This window comes from Psychrobacter sp. H27, assembly GCF_059072655.1.
Genome location: NZ_JCACRX010000001.1, coordinates 2,021,332 through 2,039,349, shown reverse-complemented (window position 1 = coordinate 2,039,349; position 18,018 = coordinate 2,021,332). Strand labels below are relative to the sequence as shown.

At 45.1% G+C, this 18,018-nt stretch carries 14 protein-coding genes and 1 riboswitch; of the genes, 4 read left to right on the top strand and 10 right to left on the bottom strand.

The window, feature by feature from the left end:
- Positions 1-93: 93 nt before the first annotated feature.
- The 3 genes from hemC to AC5JPY_RS08290 all read right to left on the bottom strand — a co-directional run bounded on the left by hemC (position 94) and on the right by AC5JPY_RS08290 (position 3,307).
- Complete coding sequence (gene hemC / locus AC5JPY_RS08300) at positions 94-1,128, bottom strand: hydroxymethylbilane synthase (protein WP_493852337.1); 1,035 nt, start codon at positions 1,126-1,128, stop codon at positions 94-96.
- Positions 1,129-1,321: 193 nt separating this feature from the next.
- Positions 1,322-2,059, bottom strand: a complete 738-nt coding sequence (locus AC5JPY_RS08295; protein ID WP_319050711.1) for a LytR/AlgR family response regulator transcription factor — start codon at positions 2,057-2,059, stop codon at positions 1,322-1,324.
- Between the two features lie 222 nt (positions 2,060-2,281).
- Complete coding sequence (locus tag AC5JPY_RS08290) at positions 2,282-3,307, bottom strand: histidine kinase (RefSeq protein ID WP_443525065.1); 1,026 nt, start codon at positions 3,305-3,307, stop codon at positions 2,282-2,284.
- 227 nt (positions 3,308-3,534) lie between these two features.
- Here AC5JPY_RS08290 and argH point away from each other — a divergent pair, with 227 nt between their 5' ends.
- Both argH and AC5JPY_RS08280 read left to right on the top strand, forming a co-directional pair.
- Positions 3,535-4,908, top strand: coding sequence for an argininosuccinate lyase (gene argH / locus AC5JPY_RS08285; RefSeq protein WP_443525539.1), 1,374 nt, complete (start codon positions 3,535-3,537; stop codon positions 4,906-4,908).
- A gap of 290 nt (positions 4,909-5,198) precedes the next feature.
- A complete protein-coding gene (locus AC5JPY_RS08280; protein WP_443525063.1) occupies positions 5,199-5,489 on the top strand; it encodes an oxidative damage protection protein in 291 nt (96 codons plus the stop codon).
- A gap of 91 nt (positions 5,490-5,580) precedes the next feature.
- On the opposite strand, the gene phoU is transcribed toward AC5JPY_RS08280, so the two are convergent.
- The 5 genes from phoU to pstS all read right to left on the bottom strand — a co-directional run bounded on the left by phoU (position 5,581) and on the right by pstS (position 10,824).
- The gene (gene phoU / locus AC5JPY_RS08275; protein WP_443525061.1) at positions 5,581-6,363 is read right to left on the bottom strand and encodes a phosphate signaling complex protein PhoU; all 783 of its coding nucleotides are present in this window, start codon (positions 6,361-6,363) and stop codon (positions 5,581-5,583) included.
- A gap of 149 nt (positions 6,364-6,512) precedes the next feature.
- Complete coding sequence (gene pstB / locus AC5JPY_RS08270; protein WP_442967648.1) at positions 6,513-7,433, bottom strand: phosphate ABC transporter ATP-binding protein PstB; 921 nt, start codon at positions 7,431-7,433, stop codon at positions 6,513-6,515.
- 78 nt (positions 7,434-7,511) lie between these two features.
- The gene (pstA, locus tag AC5JPY_RS08265; RefSeq protein ID WP_319050715.1) at positions 7,512-8,417 is read right to left on the bottom strand and encodes a phosphate ABC transporter permease PstA; all 906 of its coding nucleotides are present in this window, start codon (positions 8,415-8,417) and stop codon (positions 7,512-7,514) included.
- 49 nt (positions 8,418-8,466) lie between these two features.
- Positions 8,467-9,420: a phosphate ABC transporter permease subunit PstC gene (gene pstC, locus AC5JPY_RS08260; protein WP_319050716.1), complete on the bottom strand. Its 954-nt coding sequence runs from the start codon at positions 9,418-9,420 to the stop codon at positions 8,467-8,469.
- A gap of 243 nt (positions 9,421-9,663) precedes the next feature.
- On the bottom strand, positions 9,664-10,824 hold the full coding sequence (gene pstS / locus AC5JPY_RS08255) for a phosphate ABC transporter substrate-binding protein PstS (RefSeq protein WP_443525058.1): 1,161 nt from the start codon (positions 10,822-10,824) through the stop codon (positions 9,664-9,666).
- A 293-nt stretch (positions 10,825-11,117) separates the two neighbouring features.
- A riboswitch (TPP riboswitch) is annotated at positions 11,118-11,273 on the top strand.
- A 242-nt stretch (positions 11,274-11,515) separates the two neighbouring features.
- On the opposite strand from pstS, the gene thiC reads away from it, so the two are divergent.
- Positions 11,516-13,654: a phosphomethylpyrimidine synthase ThiC gene (gene thiC, locus AC5JPY_RS08250; protein ID WP_443525056.1), complete on the top strand. Its 2,139-nt coding sequence runs from the start codon at positions 11,516-11,518 to the stop codon at positions 13,652-13,654.
- Between the two features lie 134 nt (positions 13,655-13,788).
- On the opposite strand, the gene AC5JPY_RS08245 is transcribed toward thiC, so the two are convergent.
- Both AC5JPY_RS08245 and AC5JPY_RS08240 read right to left on the bottom strand, forming a co-directional pair.
- A complete protein-coding gene (locus AC5JPY_RS08245; RefSeq protein ID WP_443525054.1) occupies positions 13,789-14,679 on the bottom strand; it encodes a fructose bisphosphate aldolase in 891 nt (296 codons plus the stop codon).
- Positions 14,680-14,853: 174 nt separating this feature from the next.
- Positions 14,854-15,702: an EamA/RhaT family transporter gene (locus tag AC5JPY_RS08240; RefSeq protein WP_443525053.1), complete on the bottom strand. Its 849-nt coding sequence runs from the start codon at positions 15,700-15,702 to the stop codon at positions 14,854-14,856.
- Between the two features lie 378 nt (positions 15,703-16,080).
- Here AC5JPY_RS08240 and AC5JPY_RS08235 point away from each other — a divergent pair, with 378 nt between their 5' ends.
- On the top strand, positions 16,081-17,988 hold the full coding sequence (locus AC5JPY_RS08235) for an ABC transporter ATP-binding protein (RefSeq protein WP_443525051.1): 1,908 nt from the start codon (positions 16,081-16,083) through the stop codon (positions 17,986-17,988).
- Positions 17,989-18,018: the final 30 nt, after the last annotated feature.

Here is an 18,018-nt window from a genome sequence, read left to right as displayed (position 1 = left end):
TGTACCATGGCAAAAGACCTATAAAGTTAGCTCCACTATAGACCAGCCATTTGAAATGCTGGTCTATAACAAAATCACAATGCAATCTATCGGTTATTCAGGCTCATAAATGGCTGATAATATATCTCCAGCCCCATCAGCGAGTAGCATGTCTGCAACATCGATACCTAGCTGATTGGCCTGCACTTCTTGCTCATCTTGCGTACCGACCAACGTCGCTCGCTTTTCTGCCTTTAACAGCTCGCTACCATCAGCTTGACCCACTCGCCCACGTAACCACAACACATTACCATCATCGTTATTGCCGTTTTCGCCATTGTCATCATTATTGGCACTGGTCTCGTCCGCCATTTGCAACACAGCATAAGCAGCAATCGGCACCTGACAGCCACCTTCTAGATGACGGTTTAGTGCACGCTCAGCGATGAGCCGAATGCGAGCTTTGTCATCGTTTAGCGGTGCCAGTAGTTGTAGTACTTCATCATCACCCTCACGGCATTCGATAGCTAAGGCACCTTGACCAACTGCAGGTAAACAAGCAGCAATATCTAACTCTCCGCGTATACGCGCATCTAATTCAATGCGCTGTAATCCACTGGTCGCTAAAATAATCGCATCATACTCACCAGCATCTAGTTTACCCAAACGCGTACCTACGTTGCCGCGCAGGGTTTTGATTTGTAGATCTGGGCGGTACGCTTTGATCTGGCACTGACGGCGCAGACTCGACGTCCCAACGACGGCACCTTGCGGCAACTCGTCAATACTATTATAAGTATTTGAGACAAAAGCATCCGTTGGTGAAGCACGTTTGCAATAAACGCCTAGCATCAAACCCTCAGGAAGCTGCATCGGTACGTCTTTTAGTGAATGTACGGCAATATCTGCTTGTTTGTCATACAGTGCCTGTTCCAGCTCTTTTACGAACAAACCCTTACCGCCGATTTTGGCTAAAGGGGTGTCCAAAATCTTGTCACCCTTAGTGACAATTTTTAGTAACTCGATTGTCAGCTCAGGATAAAGCGCCAATAAACGATCGCGAATGTGCTCCGCTTGCCATAGAGCCAAAGGACTCTGCCGCGTAGCGATAGTTAGTGTAGTCAAAGCAGGTTGCTGTAGATTGCTCATAAAGGGCCTCAATAAACTCGATGCTATCAGCCCACCATCATGACGTCATTACCAAATAATAGGGCAATCTTGCCACAGAAAAGTGGTCACTCAAATCATTGATAGTAGAGGCTGACGCAAAAAAATACCCCTATTTAAGCATAAATAAGGGTTGGATGATATGGCAGGATTATGTCGAAATGGGAACACCTCATTACATGCTTTGAATTTTGTCACGTAAGGCTGGCAGATGGCGCCGACTCACGGCTAGCGTCTCATCAATGTCTTTAAATCGTATCTGATATTGACCCGCATCTAAGGTTTCTAAATAATCCAAGAAATTAAGGTTAATGATCGCATTGCGATGCACGCGAAATAAACGGTCATCAAACTCTTGCTCTAGTTCTTTTAGCGTTTCATCAATCAGTACCATGCCATCTTTGTGACGTACCTTGACGTACTTTTGGTCTGCTGCAAAGTAATAAATGTCTTTTAGTTTAATCAGTTCTACACCGCGGTGAGTACGGGCAGCAATATGCTCGCGTACTGGACGCGCGGTTGGATCTTCTAGCTTACGAATTTCGTTGAGCTGCGCCGCGTTTAGGTTTTTTGCTTTGTTCAGTGCCTCTAATAGCTCATCTTTGTTTGCAGGCTTTAACAGATACCCGATTGCATTGGCTTTTAGTGCCGCAATCGCGTAATGATCATAAGCGGTAACAAAAATAATAGCAGGTGGATGCTCAAGTTTGGCAAGCTCTTGAGCACAGCGTACCCCATCCATCTCAGGCATCCGAATGTCTAATAATATAATATCAGGCTGCTGAATTTTTACAGCGACGATGGCCTCTCCACCTGTTGTGGCTTGAGCGACGACCTCGTGACCTGACTCTTGTACGATTCTGACTAAGCGCTCACGTGCCAAAGGCTCATCATCACAAACTACGATACGCATGAAAACTCCCACCTAAAGACATACTTAATGTTTTTGATGGTATTACGAATATATTGATCGGTTCGATATGATGACGTTTCGTCGCATCCTATTTTATATTAACCATTATTCACCAGATATAAATCGCAATAACCATATAGATATAAAAGATGATGCAATAAATATGCCACACTTCATAATACGTGAACAGTAGCACTCAAAAGCACCTAAAAGGTGCAAATATTATAAACTGACATCTTGTAAGGGATAGTCAATAATGGTGGTAACTTGGTTACTGGTTACGAGACTTTGGATATCAGCACTTTGACCAAAATGGGCACGTAAACGATCCGTTTGAATATAAAAATTCATGTGCTGACGCAAATCATGATTGATGATCAAGGTTTTTTTGGGCAGTTCTACCTCAATCTGAATTGCCACACGGTGCTGCTGCCAAGTGACTTTGATATCAATATGAATCGTTTCGGTGGTCATCTCTACAACATTGAGCAGCATCTTTTCTAAAACACTTTGTAAGGTTAAAGCCGTGATGACCATATCGTACATGATGTCTTCATCAGGCAGCTGCCAGCTTACCTCGAGCTTATCTGCTAAGCGACTAGACTCAATCGCTAAGTAATGCTCACAAAGCGCGACTTCCTCTTCAAAACTGATCTCACGCGCACCGCTAAAACTGGCACGGAACAAAGCAGAGACATGCTGTAGTAAGGCAGCAGCTCTTGGCGGATTGGATTCAATAAGTGATACAAGTGTGTTGATCGTATTAAAGAAAAAATGCGGAGCAGTACGGGCTTTAATCAAATCGTTTTGGGCGGTTAACTTATACTCAAAAGATATTTTGAGTGCGTTGAGCTCACGATGATTACGCAAAAAATATAATAAAAACACAATGGTAAAACCACCAGTCAGTACTGTATTGAATAGCAAATTGATCACAAAAGCTTGACGGTCGTATGCCATCAATCCTAGATTAATCATGACCAACACCACTAACGCCATGGATACCGTAGCAGAAAACATCATGAGCATGACAATACGCACACTCACACTAGGAATGCTCGCATTTTTGAAGGCAGGACGCAGATAATCGACCAAATATAGCGCTGGAATGACGGTTAGTGAATTCTGTAGCACTCGAGAAAAGAACTTGATAATAAAATCAGACCAACCTGACAGACCATGACGCTCAATCACTGTCAGAAACAGTGACCAAAAAACGATATATGTCAGCCACTGCCAAGGTCTCATGAGCTTCATGAGTTTGGGAATAAAAAACTCTAAACGTTCGGCTAGTAAGGCAACCTCATCATTTGCTATACTCGAGTTCTTATTCTCTTGACTTGTCTTGTACCGATATGAACGCCAATTCTTCAAACCTTAGTAATCCCGAATCAAGTAAAAGTTCATCTGTCTCTGATTCTAGCACAGATGTCTCTACAACAACTGATGCGACACAAAACAGTCAGGGCCAGCAAATGTGGGGCGGACGATTTAGCGAAGCGACGGACAGCTTCGTTGCCGCTTTTACTGCTTCTGTCGGCTTTGATCAACGTTTTGCTCGTCACGATATTCAAGGCTCAATTGCCCACGCAACGATGCTCAAAGAATGCGATATTCTAACCGCTGATGAAACGGCCACGATTATTGATGGACTGCACCAGGTATTACGCGAGATCGAAGCAGGCGAGTTTAACTGGTCAATCGCTCTTGAAGATGTCCACATGAATGTCGAATCACGCCTAACTGACATTATAGGCGCAGTCGGTAAAAAACTACATACTGGTCGTAGCCGTAATGATCAGGTAGCCACTGATATCCGTTTATGGTTACGTGAAGAGACTGATAATATTATTGCCCTGCTCGTGCGTTTACAAAGCGGCTTACTTGATCTGGCTGATCAACATACCGATACCATTATGCCTGGTTTTACACACCTACAAACCGCCCAGCCTGTCAGCTTTGGTCATCACGTGATGGCTTGGTTTGAGATGCTGTATCGTGATACTGAGCGCTTGGTTGATGCCCGCCGCCGTATCAACCAGATGCCACTGGGCAGCGCAGCCCTCGCTGGCACGACTTTCCCTATCGACCGCACCATCACCGCCGAACTATTAGGGTTCGAAGGTATTTGTCAAAACTCACTTGATGCGGTCTCAGATCGTGACTTTGCAATTGAGTTTACCTCAGCTGCCTCTATCCTGATGATGCACATGTCACGTATGAGCGAAGAGATTATTCTTTGGATGTCAGCACAGTTCAACTTTGTACAGATACCAGATCGCTTCTGTACTGGCTCATCGATCATGCCACAAAAGAAAAACCCTGACGTGCCTGAACTGGTACGCGGTAAGGCGGCAAGAGTCTTTGGTCAGCTCATGACATTGCTCAGCTTGATGAAGAGCCAACCGCTCGCCTACAATAAAGACAATCAAGAAGACAAAGAACCTTTGTTTGATTGTGTCGACACCCTGACAGGGTCGCTTTTGGCATTCGCTGATATGCTACCAAACATCGTCCCGAATAAAGAAAGTATGCGCGCGGCGACAATGAAAGGCTATGCTACGGCAACTGATTTGGCAGATTATCTGGTACGCCAGGGCGTTGCCTTCCGCGATGCGCATGAAGTGGTCGGTAATGCGGTTGCGCTAGGTATCAAAGAAGGTGTCGATCTCAGTGATTTATCATTAGCACAGTTGCAGCAATTCAGCGACGCTATTGGCGAAGATGTTTTTGATTATCTAACTCTAGAGGGCTCGCTTGCCGCTCGTGACCATTTAGGTGGTACTGCGCCAAACCAAGTTAAGAAAGCTGTGGTTAATGGACGCGCACGCTTAAAGGCCTTTGTCTAGTCAACTGACGAGATAGCTGATTCAAAATAGCGGCTAAGCTATGGTTGACGATCAATATTCGTAATATCTACACCCAACACCCGCATCTGTAGCGGGTGTTTTTATTTATCGTACTAAAGTTTGTGATGCTGAAACTTGTGACACTAAAATTTAAGATGCTAAGACTTATGCTACTAAGCTAGTAATTGCAAACGATACACCAGATATCCTTTGCTAAATCTACCAAGACCGTTATCATGGTCTCATAAGATCATGTGATTTTACCCAATATAATAAATAAGGAATGCCTTATGACTGAGACTTTTAACCCTCAAGCCAATACCGTCTTTTGCCGTAAATACAAGCAAGATCTGCCAAAAATGCCGCATCCACCTTTCCCAAATAAAAAAGGTCAAGAACTACAAGAAACGGTATCTGAAAAGGCATGGAAAGAATGGCTTGAACATCAAACCATGCTCATCAACGAAAATCATTTGAGCATGATGGACCCTGAAGCCAAAAAATTCCTGACCGAGCAACGTGATAAGTTCTTGGACAATGAAGACTACGAACGCGCCCAAGGCTGGACACCAGAAAGCTAATCTGAGCTTTCTATGTATTGGTAACGACCACAAAAAAACGCGCTAGCTATAGCGCGTTTTTTATTATGAGCAAACTATGCTGACTGCATTATCAGTCGTCATTACTTTCTAACGATTCGTAGTCGTCGACTGACATGGTACTGACTTGACGAGCAGCCAGACGGTCATTGGCTTCTTGTACTGCTTTTTCGACCATGGCGTAGTCTGAGTGGCGTACATCTTGACCACTGATATAATTGATAACTAGCTCTGCTACGTTTTGTGCATGATCACCGATACGTTCAAGCGAACGCAAAATCCACATGATATTAATGACCTTTGAGACTTGTCTAGAGTCTTCCATGATATAGGTCATCAATGCTCGGATAGCAGATTGATATTCGTTATTGACCACACTGTCATTGCGCATCACTTCAAACGCCTGCTCAGCATTTGATTGGCTAAAGGCTTCTAACGCGTTATTAAGCATCAACCTTACTTGATTGCTTAAGTGCTGTACCTCAGCATAGCCATAAGACGATTTGCCTTGTGCTGCAATTTTGCTTGCCATTTTTGCAATTTTTACCGCTTCATCGCCAATACGCTCAAGATCTACCACACCTTTACTGATAGACATGACTAGGCGCAAGTCTCCTGCTGCAGGTTGACGCTTCGCAACCAATAGCAAGATGTGTTCATCGAGCTCAACCTCCATTCGGTTGATATCAAAGTCCATCTCGATGACCTCTTGCGCCAGTATCTCATCTTTGTCAATCAGTGCATGGATCGCTTTCGCCACTTGGTTGGCAGCGCTATCACCCATGTACAAAAACAAACGAATGGCTTCATCAAGATCTTGGTCAAAACTTTTGGAGATATGCTTATCACTTTGCATGAGAGGTATTCCCTGAAATCTATATTTTATGAGCTCAGTGTGTGCTGGCTAGATAAAACAGTTCGACTCACAATGTCCTGTTGAGCACTTGATGTTTGATCCAGCTTCAGTTTTAACGCATTACTACTTACCTTTGGTGTCACTCAATATCAACCATAACGACCAGTGATATAGTCTTCTGTAGCTGTTTGGGCAGGCTTAGTAAATATCTGATCGGTCTCACCCATCTCAATCATATCGCCCAAATACATATACACCGTGTAGTCAGACACACGGGCAGCCTGCTGCATGTTATGCGTGACAATAGCAATCGTATAGTCGTTTTTTAGATCTTCAATCAACGCCTCAATCGCGCCAGTTGAGATAGGATCAAGTGCAGATGTTGGCTCATCGAGCAGTAGGACTTCGGGTTTGGTCGCGACGCTACGGGCGATACATAGACGCTGCTGCTGACCGCCCGATAGTGACAGACCTGATGCTTTTAGTTTGTCTTTCACTTCTGGCCATAGGGCTGACTTTTTCAGCGCCCACTCCACGCGGTGATCGAGCTCGTCTTTGCTCAGCTTTTCGTAGAGTCGTACCCCAAAGGCGACATTGTCATAGATAGACATAGGGAACGGTGTTGGTTTCTGAAAAACCATACCGACCTGTGCTCTTAGCAAGTTGACATCGACGTCTTTGCCCAAGATGTTATTGCCATCGAGATTGATCGTACCTTCTGCACGCATACCTGGGTATAAGTCATACATGCGGTTAAAGGTACGCAGTAGTGTAGATTTACCGCAACCTGAAGGACCGATAAAGGCAGTGACTTTTTTATCAGCGATATCAATATTGATATTCTTTAGTGCCTGAAAATCATCATAATAGAAGTTTAGATCTCGCACTTCCATTTTTGCGGCAGGCATGTTTTTAGGGATATCGTGACGGGTTTGTTTGTTGAAATCAGTAGCAACGGGTTGCTGTGACTTTTGGTTATTTGACATAGGTCTACTCAATAGGCTGTCGGTTGCCGTATCAAAATCATTCGTTGTGGTTTTTGTACGGGCTTTGCTTATGACATCATTCATAATATTATTCAACCTATCTTAATTGATTTCATATAAATTTGAGTGAGTATCTGCTGCGATACTACAGGGAATCAAGACTTATTTAACCTGACCTCTATTACCAATAAACCGTGCCAATACGTTTAGTACCAAGACAGACGCCGTGATAAGCAGCGCGGCTGCCCAAGCCAACATGTGCCAGTTATCATACGGGCTCATAGCAAATTGATAGATGGTGTTGGGTAAGTTGGCAATCGGCTGACCCATATCGGTACTGAAGTACTGGTTGTTAAGTGCTGTAAATAGCAACGGTGCCGTCTCGCCTGTGATACGAGCAAAGGCTAATAGTACACCTGTGGTCAGTCCAGCTTTAGCCGCTTTGACCGTGACCTGCGTTACCATTTTCCACTTTGGCGTACCGAGTGCGTATGCTGCTTCGCGCAAACTATTGGGCACCAAATTGAGCATGCTCTCAGTCGTACGCACGACCACTGGAATAACAATCAATGCCAATGCTAATGCACCTGCCCAACCAGAGAAGCTTTGACCTTTTACCATCAGAGCGTAGATAAATAGACCAATAACAATCGAAGGCGCTGACAATAAGATATCATTCAAAAAACGAGTGACCTTACCCAGCATACTCCCTTTAGAAAACTCAGACAAATAAATACCGGTCATAAGACCAATGGGCGCACCAATGAACAATCCTGAAAATGCGAGCATTACCGAACCAACAATGGCGTTACGCAAACCACCAGCACTCATAGGGGGCGGCGTATCAGCGGTAAAGATGGGTAACTCCATCATTCCCTGAAAACCTTCAACAAATAATGTCACTAGAATCCACGACAACCAAAACAAACCAAAAACCATGGCTGACATGGCAAACCCTAGCCCAAGCTTATTGGTCCAACGGCGCTTGTTATAAAGACTCTTGTTATAACGTGCTTTAGAGCTTGTCTTGACTGGTAGTGGTGCGTTGAGCGCATTGTTAGAAGGCATAGTCTTTATTTCCCATATCTTTTATCAATATCAAAGTCTGATACATGATTTATCGGTTGCCCGCTTTATGATCCATACGCATAAGCATGAGTTTGGCCAAAGACAGCACAATGAAGGTAATGACAAACAGTATTAAGCCCAAATGTAGTAGCGAGGCCAAATGCAGCTCACTAGAGGCTTCGGCAAACTCGTTGGCTAAGGCAGAGGTAATCGTCACACCAGAAGTAAACAGACTTGGACTGATATTGAAAGCATTACCTATCAAGAAAGTCACCGCCATGGTCTCGCCAAGTGCGCGCCCCAGACCCAAAATAACGCCGCCAACAACCCCTGCTTTGGTATAAGGGAGGATAATCTTGAACATAACTTCCCACGTCGTCGCGCCCATACCGTAGGCAGACTCTTTGAGTAAATCTGGTACAACAGAGAAGACGTCACGCATGGTGGCTGCGATAAAAGGAATAATCATGATAGCCAGCACTAGAGATGCCGTGAACATCCCCAGTCCCATGGGAGCACCTACAAACAATTTACCGATGATAGGTAGAGGACCGATGTGCTCAATAAACCATGGCTGGATATGATCGCCAAAGAATGGCGCAAAAACAAACAAACCCCACATACCATAAATGATAGAAGGGATGCCGGCCAATAGCTCAATGGCAATACCCAGTGGTTTTTTGAGGAACTTAGGGCACATCTCAGTCAGAAATATCGCAATACCAAAACTGACGGGTACGGCAATCACGATAGCGATGAGTGAGGTAACTAGCGTACCGTAAATAGGCGCAAGCGCGCCGTACTCATTGGCGACCGTGTCCCAATTGTTGCTGGTATAAAACCCAAGCCCGAACTCTTGAATACTCGGCCAAGCACCAACGATGAGAGAAACTAAAATGCCCCCTAAAGATAGGAGGACCAGTATGGCAAACGCTTTGGTAGAGTTGACAAATAAAGCGTCGTAACGTTTTTGTTTAGCCAGTTGGGACCTTAAGTCTGTCATAAGTGTCTCAGCATTGAATAGAGTGAATTCAAAAAACCAGTGTGTTTGTTCAGCTTTATCACAACAAGCCCGCCCGCATAATCATTGACGATCCTGTGTACCAATGGCAACTGCTCAATATATCCATCAGTACTGCAGTCAGTGTTACGGTCAAAATTGCTGTGATAAAACCTCTCAAACAACCAGGCTCTCTATAGAGTGGTTGTTTGAGAGTCTAACTATGTCAAAATCAAGAGTAGCAACTTACTGCGCTGGCTTATAAACTGGCTGACCGTCGCTACCTTTTACGTCGTTCCATTTTGCTTTGAATAGAGCCACTGCCGTATCAGAGAATGGGACATAATCTAGGCTCATAGCGCTGTCATCACCTTGGGTATACGCCCAGTCAAAGAAGTTCAACACGCCAGCAACTTGCTGAGGATTCTCTGGCTGCTTGTGTACTAAGATAAAGGTTGCAGCAGCGATAGGCCATGCTTGCTCAGTCTCAGAGTTAGTGATGACTTTATAAAAGCCTTCTTGTTGTGACCAATCGATGTCACCTGCTGCGGCAAATGTCTCAGCAGATGGCTGAACGATGTTGCCCGCGGCGTTCTTCAGTGCAGTATGTGACATGTTGTTTTGCTTAGCGTATGCATACTCAACATAACCGATAGAGTTTTTCATACGGTTTACATAGCTTGAGACGCCTTCGTTACCTTTACCACCTGCGCCAGTCGCAGAGGTTGGCCACTTAACCGTTTTATCAACACCAACCGTATCTTTCCAATCTGGTGATACTTTTGCTAGATAGTCAGTAAAGTTAAACGTCGTACCTGAACCGTCTGAGCGGAATACCGTTGTGATTGCCGCATCTGGCAAGGTCAAATCTGGGTTCATAGCTGCGATAGCCGGGTCATTCCAGTTGCTAATTTTACCTAGATAGATGTCTGCCAAAGTCGTACCATCTAGCTTCAAGGCACCTGGCTCAATACCATCAATATTAACGATAGGTACGACGCCGCCGATGACCGTTGGGAACTGGATAAGATCAGATTCTGCTAGCTCTTCAGGTGTCAATGGCGCATCAGAAGCACCAAAATCGACAGTTTTTGATTGAATTTGTTTGATACCGCCAGATGAACCAATTGACTGGTAGTTAACTTGCCCGCCAGTCGCGCCATTGTAGTCATAAGACCATTTGGCATAGATAGGCTGCGGGAATGAGGCACCTGCACCCGTGATGTTCATTGCGATGTTTTCAGCAGATTTAAAACCAGCATCAGCAGCAGTCGTTTCCTGAGTCTGAGTAGTGGTCGTAGCGCTACTAGTATCAGCGGCAGCGGTTTCTGTCGTATCTGTTGACTTATTACATGCCGTAAGCATTAAGGTGCAACTGACGGCTACTGCTAATAACGAATAACGCATGTAGAACTCCTGAAGTTTAACGACGATATAAAAAAGCATTGTTTGTGATATGCGTGATATCTTGCCAAATCTTTATGACAATTTAATGACAACCGTCGCAATCTTTTATTCGCTTTACATAATATTTAGACAACCTCTGCCTAGCCCAGTGATACCAAGCGATAGTCGTTACTGATACTGAGTGGCCTATTGGATAAATATATTAAACATCGCATTTGGAGTCTGATACTTACGTTCAAATACTATTAGCTGTTAGTGCAGAATTTTGCTAGTATGAAATCTGATTTACAACACTGACAGACTCGGGGTGCGGTGTAGTATTGGCCTACTTTATTAAGCGTTTATAGTTAAACATTAATAACAGTAGCCGCCTATCTACATTCGCTGAGAGATCACCCGCCGAACCTGATGCGGTTAGTACCGACGCAGGGAAGTCTTAAGCACTTTGTTATTGATGACAAAGGACGCGTAGAAATACATTTTTATCATCATTGTCTGAGTATGCGTGCCGCATGAGCAGACAACGAGCGAAGATACAAATCTGCGTCCACTATTTGATGACCATTTACCGCGGCAATTTTTTGATCGCTGTTAGGTGTCGATAGTCCAAACTTGTCTCAATGATAGGTGCTGCACCCGCAGATACTGGCGGTGTTGATTTTATTCAAAAACCAACACGCTAGGACAGCATATGACTACTTTAGACAGCATTTTAGACAACACCTCTTTAGACAGTGCCTCATCTGCACAAACGCATAACCCAGCCAACAACATACCTCTTACCTCAGACTCTACTGACACCGTCAAAGCAGATAAAAAAGCAGACGCCCTAAAAACACCTGCCCACCGTGCTGCCAGTGATGCGCGCTTTGAAGAAGATGCACGCGACCTGCACCGTATTCTACCCGCCTCTCGCAAAGTCTATATCCAAGGTTCAAGACCTGACATCCAAGTACCGATGCGCGAAATCAGCTTGGCGGATACACCAGTCGGCGGTACGGGTGATAAAAACGGTGAGCATAATCCGCCATTTTATGTTTACGATACTTCAGGCGTCTACACTGACCCCAATGTCGAGATTGACTTGACGAAAGGTCTACCAAAACTGCGTGAAAACTGGATCGCCGAGCGTGACGATACGGAGCAATTAAGCGGTCTATCTAGCTCATACGGTCAAGCACGTGCTCGCGATATCAGCACTGCCAACCTTAGATTTGCTCATATTGACAAGCCACGCCGTGCTAAAGATATTGATGAAAAACCAGGGAATGTCACGCAGATGTACTACGCGCGTCGCGGCATCATCACCCCTGAGATGGAATATATCGCCATACGTGAGACGCAAAAACAGCACGCGCTGACCGATATGCGTCAACATGACGGCGAGAGCTTCGGCGCCAATACGCCTACTATCATAACGCCTGAGTTTGTCCGTGACGAAGTGGCAGCTGGACGTGCAATCATCCCAAACAACATCAATCACCCTGAATCTGAGCCGATGATCATCGGGCGCAATTTCTTGGTGAAAATCAATGCCAATATCGGTAACTCCGCGCTGGGTTCGTCTATCGATGAAGAAGTATCCAAAATGACGTGGGCCACACGTTGGGGTGCGGATACCATTATGGATTTATCAACGGGTAATCATATTCATGAAACCCGTGAATGGTTAATCCGTAACTCGCCTGTGCCAATTGGTACCGTACCGATTTATCAAGCGCTGGAAAAAGTCGATGGCGTCGCAGAAGACCTAACATGGGAAATCTTCCGCGACACTTTGATTGAGCAAGCAGAGCAAGGCGTGGATTATTTCACCATTCATGCCGGCGTCCTACTTCGCTATGTACCACTCACTGCAAAACGCTTAACGGGTATCGTGTCGCGTGGTGGCTCTATCATGGCGCAGTGGTGTCTGGCGCATCACAAAGAAAGTTTCTTGTACACGCATTTCGAAGACATCTGCGAGATTATGAAGCAGTACGATGTGGCGTTTAGTCTAGGTGATGGCTTACGTCCTGGCTGTCTACAAGATGCCAATGATGAGGCGCAGTTCGGTGAACTACGTACGCTTGGGGAATTGACCAAAGTCGCATGGGAACATGATGTACAGGTCATGATCGAAGGCCCTGGACATGTGGCGATGAACCGTATCAAAGAAAACATGGACTTGCAACTTGAGCTGTGTGCGGATGCGCCTTTTTATACCTTAGGGCCATTAACCACCGACATCGCACCGGGTTATGACCATATCACCAGTGCGATTGGTGCAGCGATGATTGGCTGGTTTGGTACAGCGATGCTGTGCTATGTGACACCGAAAGAGCACTTGGGCTTACCAAACAAAAAAGACGTCAAAGACGGTATTATCACTTACAAGATTGCCGCTCACGCTGCTGATTTGGCCAAAGGTCACCCTGGTGCGCAGGCACGTGATAATGCCTTATCCAAAGCACGTTTCGAATTCCGCTGGGATGATCAGTTCAATCTGGCGCTCGATCCTGATACCGCGCGCGAATATCACGACGAGACCTTACCAAAAGACGCACATAAATCAGCCCATTTCTGCTCGATGTGTGGTCCGAAGTTTTGCTCCATGAAAATCACCCAAAACGTACGTGAGTATGCAGCTGGACTTGATAAAGATGCCGCGAATAAAAAAGTCACACCGCAATCAGGCGACTTAAGCGATGCTGATCATTTGATTAAAAAAGTTGATACTGAACTGGTGGGACAAGTTGGCGAAGCCAGTGCTGAGGAAGTCCGTCAAGGCATGGCTGAAATGATGGAGAAATACAATAAGGAAGGGCGTCAGTTATATAAAGAGGTGTAAGTTTTTTAGCTCTATCAAATAATAGTCCTACCAAAGAAAAGCCCGAACCTGATAGTCAGGTTCGGGCTTTTCTTTGGTCTATGTATGACTATCAAGCCAGTACCTATTACACCCATCTCATTAAACCAGTACTATTAAACCTTCGACGCCTGATAAATCTCTTCGATAGAATTATTGATGGTGTCAGCAAACTCGCTATCGCTTTGTTGCTTACTCAACCCTTCGGTAAAGGCACGAGAGAAGCTCGCAATCATACCGGGGTTTTGCTTGAGCTTAGCACACGCATCGGTACGGCTATAACCACCAGATAGTGCGACTACTTTGAGCACTTTTGGATGATCAATCAGCTCTTGATAAAATCCTGCTTCTTCAGGCAATGTCAGCTTAAGCATCACTTGATGTTCGTCACCCAAGCGCTCAAGATTACGCAAGATATCGGCTTTTAATAATAGCTCACAATCATGCTTTTGCGCGCTGTCTATATTGACCTCAGGCTCGACGATCGGCATGAGACCCTTTGAGATGATTTGCTTGGCCACATCAAATTGCTGCTGTACCACCAGCTCAATACCATCAGCGCTTGGCTCATAGATCACTGAACGCATCTTGGTGCCAAATACTGGATAGTTTTTTGCTTTATCCAATAGCAGGTCTAGATTGGGCATCGGCTTCATCACTTGTACGCCATCCATCTGGTCAGCCAGCCCTTTATCTACCTTCAAAAATGGTACGATGTGTTTGTCTTCCCATAGATAATTGGCAGTCGACTTACCATTGACGTCGCGCTCCATGGTGTCTTCAAATAGAATAGCGCCAAGCACACGTTCCTTGTCAAAACAGTCACATGTCATGATACGCGCACGCATTTCGTGCACCAAATCAAACATCGCCTCATCACTATCGTACGCTTCACCGCTAACACCATAGTTTTCTAGTGCTTTTGGTGTACTACCGCCGCTTTGATCAAGCGCCGCGATGAAACCTGAGCCATTTTTTATGTGCTGTAATTGCTTATCGTATTCCATTGAGGATGCATCCTGTTTTTATTGGTTGAGGTCAAATATCATAACGAGACGGTATATGGCTTATATAAACCATGTTATTTGCAAACAACCTTATCATAGGATGGATTGTCTGCCTATATAGGATACGTGACAGCGTGTCTAAAATTACTTTTATACAACTATTTTGGGTAAAAACTATGCTAAAAAGAGCACGCCCACACAGCATACAGCGAGTAGTAACCCCACTATATTGATACGGTTAAGTTGCTCTTTGAATACGCCTACGCCAATTAATGTTGCCACCGCAATAACACCGACATTCATACCCGTAAAGACGATACTGGGTGAATCAGATAACACTTGATGGGCACGTACGTAGGCATAGATATTACCCATGTTTAGCGCTCCAAGCAGCAGACCTGCTATGAGTGCGTCTTTTTGCCAGCGTACCCGGCTGATAAGTAGATAGATAAAAAGCAGCATACCTGCCATACCGAAGCTCACAAACAGCGTCAACGGAAAAGCGGCGCCTTGTTTGGCGACCTGTTTGAACAAGATATCAATAATGCCGTAGCCTGCCCATACCCCGAATAACCATAGTGGCGTATGCTTTGCTTGCCGAGTGATATCATTATGCTGTGGTCGATAGACAAGCGCACCTAGTGCCAAAAATCCTAATGCCAACCCAAGTATACGAGTACCCGTCAACACTTCACCAAACAATAGAAAAGCAGCGACAATGGGGATAATCAGTGATAAGCGCTGAGACGCATCCGTTGCTACCATGCCGACTGCTTCAATAGCACGGCCCAGAATGATAAATATCGCGGGCAACAATACCCCAAGCGCGATGATAATACCCCAAGCACTATCAAGCGCATGTATGGCACCAATATCAGGCTGTAATAATACCCATGTCAGTAAAAATGCCACCGGATACCCTGCCACGATAGTCTGACGTATATCTATGTTTTTTTGACGCAATACTTTTAAGAGTACAGAGACAGCAACGCTGCATAGCACCGCGATTGTTAAATACATCATTCACTTCTACCTTGTTTGACCTCTATATTGGGTGCTTGTTTGTATACCAGTAGTACCTGACTTAAGCCACTTTATCTATCCAACGGGCGCCTGATCACATCATAACTGCCAACGCTATACTTAAGCACATGAATAGTGAGTTAGATAAGCGCGCTGTAAAAGGTAGCAAAATATATTTTTTGCAGCAATCCATTTATTATTGCCCATACCAAAGCTCTGGCAATGAGCATCATGGGTGATCAAATTACAATTAGCATGCAGGTATGATGGGTAATTTTGCTAAAATAGCACCTAACCCCAATCACAAAAGTAAAGATTTGAGATAACGAGACTTCTCGTTCATCTCGACGTACTGCTATTGATGTTTTACTGCTGCCTATGAATGCTCTATTTCGCTTTTTTGAAAACCGTCTACCCGCCTTTCCAGACACCCCTATGCCGCTGCCATCACCTCGCGATGGTATGCTAAAGTTCTTATGGGTATGTACCAACGGTCTGCGTGGCTGGCTGTTGCTCTTTATGGTTTTGTCCGCTGGTATCGGTATCTATGAGGCTATGCTGTTTGCGTGGATTGGTGATATCGTCGACTGGCTAGGTATCTATACACCGCAAAACTTATGGGCAGAAAAAGGCGATATGCTACTGCTTATGCTTGCGGTGATGATTGTCAGCCCGTTGTGGATTGCGTTGTCATCGTTCGTCCATTTTCAAACCTTGCAGGGTGTTTTCCCTATGCAAATGCGCTGGCGTTTTCATCAGCGTATGCTTGGTCAGTCGATGCAGTTTTATCAAGATGAGTTCTCAGGGCGTGTCTCCGCTAAAGTCATGCAGACCGCACTCGCTGTCCGCGATACGGTCATGACTGTCACTGATATGTTTATGTATGTCTCTGTCTACTTTATCACCTCAGGGGTGATTTTATTTAACCTAGACAGTCTGCTGCTCATACCTTTTATTATTTGGTTGGTGTTAGTAGCACTAACGATTTGGTACTTTATTCCTAAGCTCAAGGACACTGCCATCGTTCAAGCTGATGCTCGTGCTCTGATGACGGGGCGTATCACAGATGCTTATGCCAATATCATGACCGTCAAGCTCTTTAGCCATTCACGCCGGGAGCTGGGTTATGCTAAAAACGCCATGGGACAGTTCTTGGGTACGGTACATGCACAAATGCGCTGGGTCAGCTATCTAGAAGTATCAACCCACCTCATCAGTGTCATCTTGGTCAGTAGTACCGCAGGTATTGGTCTGTACTTATGGCAACAAGGCGCTGTGGGTGTCGGGGCAATTGCGGCGGCGACCGCTATGGCGTTACGTCTAAATGGTCTGACGCGCTGGATCATGTGGCAGACGGCCAGTTTATTTGAGAGCATCGGTACCGTGCAAGACGGTATGCGTACACTATCAGCACCGCAAACGATCATAGACAAACCTGATGCAAGCGCGCTTACTGTCACTGATGGTCGTATTGTATTTGAGCATGTTGATTTCAGTTATGAATCTGAAGAAGATGAGCGCGCGCAAGACAGCGAGTCTCATGATGGCACTACGCACACACCTAACTCATATACCAAACTGCTAGATAACTTTCATCTAGACATCAAACCAGGGGAAAAAATTGGTCTGGTCGGGCGCTCAGGCGCTGGCAAATCAACCTTGGTCAATTTATTGCTGCGCTTCTTTGACGTCGATAGCGGAAAAATCTTGATCGATGGTCAGGCTATTGACGCCGTCACTCAAGAATCCTTGCGTCAACAAATAGGTATGGTAACTCAAGATACCTCTTTGCTGCATCGTACTGTGCGTGAAAACATCGCTTATGGTCGCCCTGATGCTACTGACGCGGAGATTATGTTTGCAGCAAAACAAGCGCAAGCATGGGACTTTATCAAAGACTTATATGATGATAAAGGCAATACAGGTCTCGATACGCAAGTAGGTGAACGCGGAGTCAAACTCTCTGGCGGTCAACGTCAGCGTATCGCTATCTCACGTGTTATGCTAAAAAACGCACCAATTCTGCTCTTGGATGAAGCAACAAGTGCGCTAGATTCTGAGATTGAGTATGCGATTACTGAGAGTCTAAATGACATCATGACAGGCAAAACGGTTATCGCTATCGCCCATCGACTCTCTACCATTGCTGCGTTAGATAGACTGGTCGTCATGCATCAAGGACGTATCATCGAGCAAGGTAGCCACAATGAGCTACTAGCGTTAAACGGCGTCTATGCCAGATTGTGGCAGCGCCAAAGCGGTGGCTTCTTAGGTGAAGACAACTAAGACTCACTAAAACGATAAGCAAATAGATCA

Excerpts from the sequence above, each read along its gene's own strand:
- AC5JPY_RS08240 (WP_443525053.1), bottom strand. The coding sequence starts at position 15,702 with ATGATGTATTTAACAATCGCGGTGCTATGCAGCGTTGCTGTCTCTGTA.
- pstB (WP_442967648.1), bottom strand. The coding sequence starts at position 7,433 with ATGAATGATGTCATAAGCAAAGCCCGTACAAAAACCACAACGAATGAT.
- hemC (WP_493852337.1), bottom strand. The coding sequence starts at position 1,128 with ATGAGCAATCTACAGCAACCTGCTTTGACTACACTAACTATCGCTACG.
- AC5JPY_RS08280 (WP_443525063.1), top strand. The coding sequence starts at position 5,199 with ATGACTGAGACTTTTAACCCTCAAGCCAATACCGTCTTTTGCCGTAAA.
- phoU (WP_443525061.1), bottom strand. The coding sequence starts at position 6,363 with ATGCAAAGTGATAAGCATATCTCCAAAAGTTTTGACCAAGATCTTGAT.
- pstC (WP_319050716.1), bottom strand. The coding sequence starts at position 9,420 with ATGACAGACTTAAGGTCCCAACTGGCTAAACAAAAACGTTACGACGCT.
- AC5JPY_RS08290 (WP_443525065.1), bottom strand. The coding sequence starts at position 3,307 with ATGAGACCTTGGCAGTGGCTGACATATATCGTTTTTTGGTCACTGTTT.
- thiC (WP_443525056.1), top strand. The coding sequence starts at position 11,516 with ATGACTACTTTAGACAGCATTTTAGACAACACCTCTTTAGACAGTGCC.
- pstA (WP_319050715.1), bottom strand. The coding sequence starts at position 8,417 with ATGCCTTCTAACAATGCGCTCAACGCACCACTACCAGTCAAGACAAGC.
- AC5JPY_RS08235 (WP_443525051.1), top strand. The coding sequence starts at position 16,081 with ATGAATGCTCTATTTCGCTTTTTTGAAAACCGTCTACCCGCCTTTCCA.
- AC5JPY_RS08295 (WP_319050711.1), bottom strand. The coding sequence starts at position 2,059 with ATGCGTATCGTAGTTTGTGATGATGAGCCTTTGGCACGTGAGCGCTTA.
- pstS (WP_443525058.1), bottom strand. The coding sequence starts at position 10,824 with ATGCGTTATTCGTTATTAGCAGTAGCCGTCAGTTGCACCTTAATGCTT.
- argH (WP_443525539.1), top strand. The coding sequence starts at position 3,535 with ATGTGGGGCGGACGATTTAGCGAAGCGACGGACAGCTTCGTTGCCGCT.
- AC5JPY_RS08245 (WP_443525054.1), bottom strand. The coding sequence starts at position 14,679 with ATGGAATACGATAAGCAATTACAGCACATAAAAAATGGCTCAGGTTTC.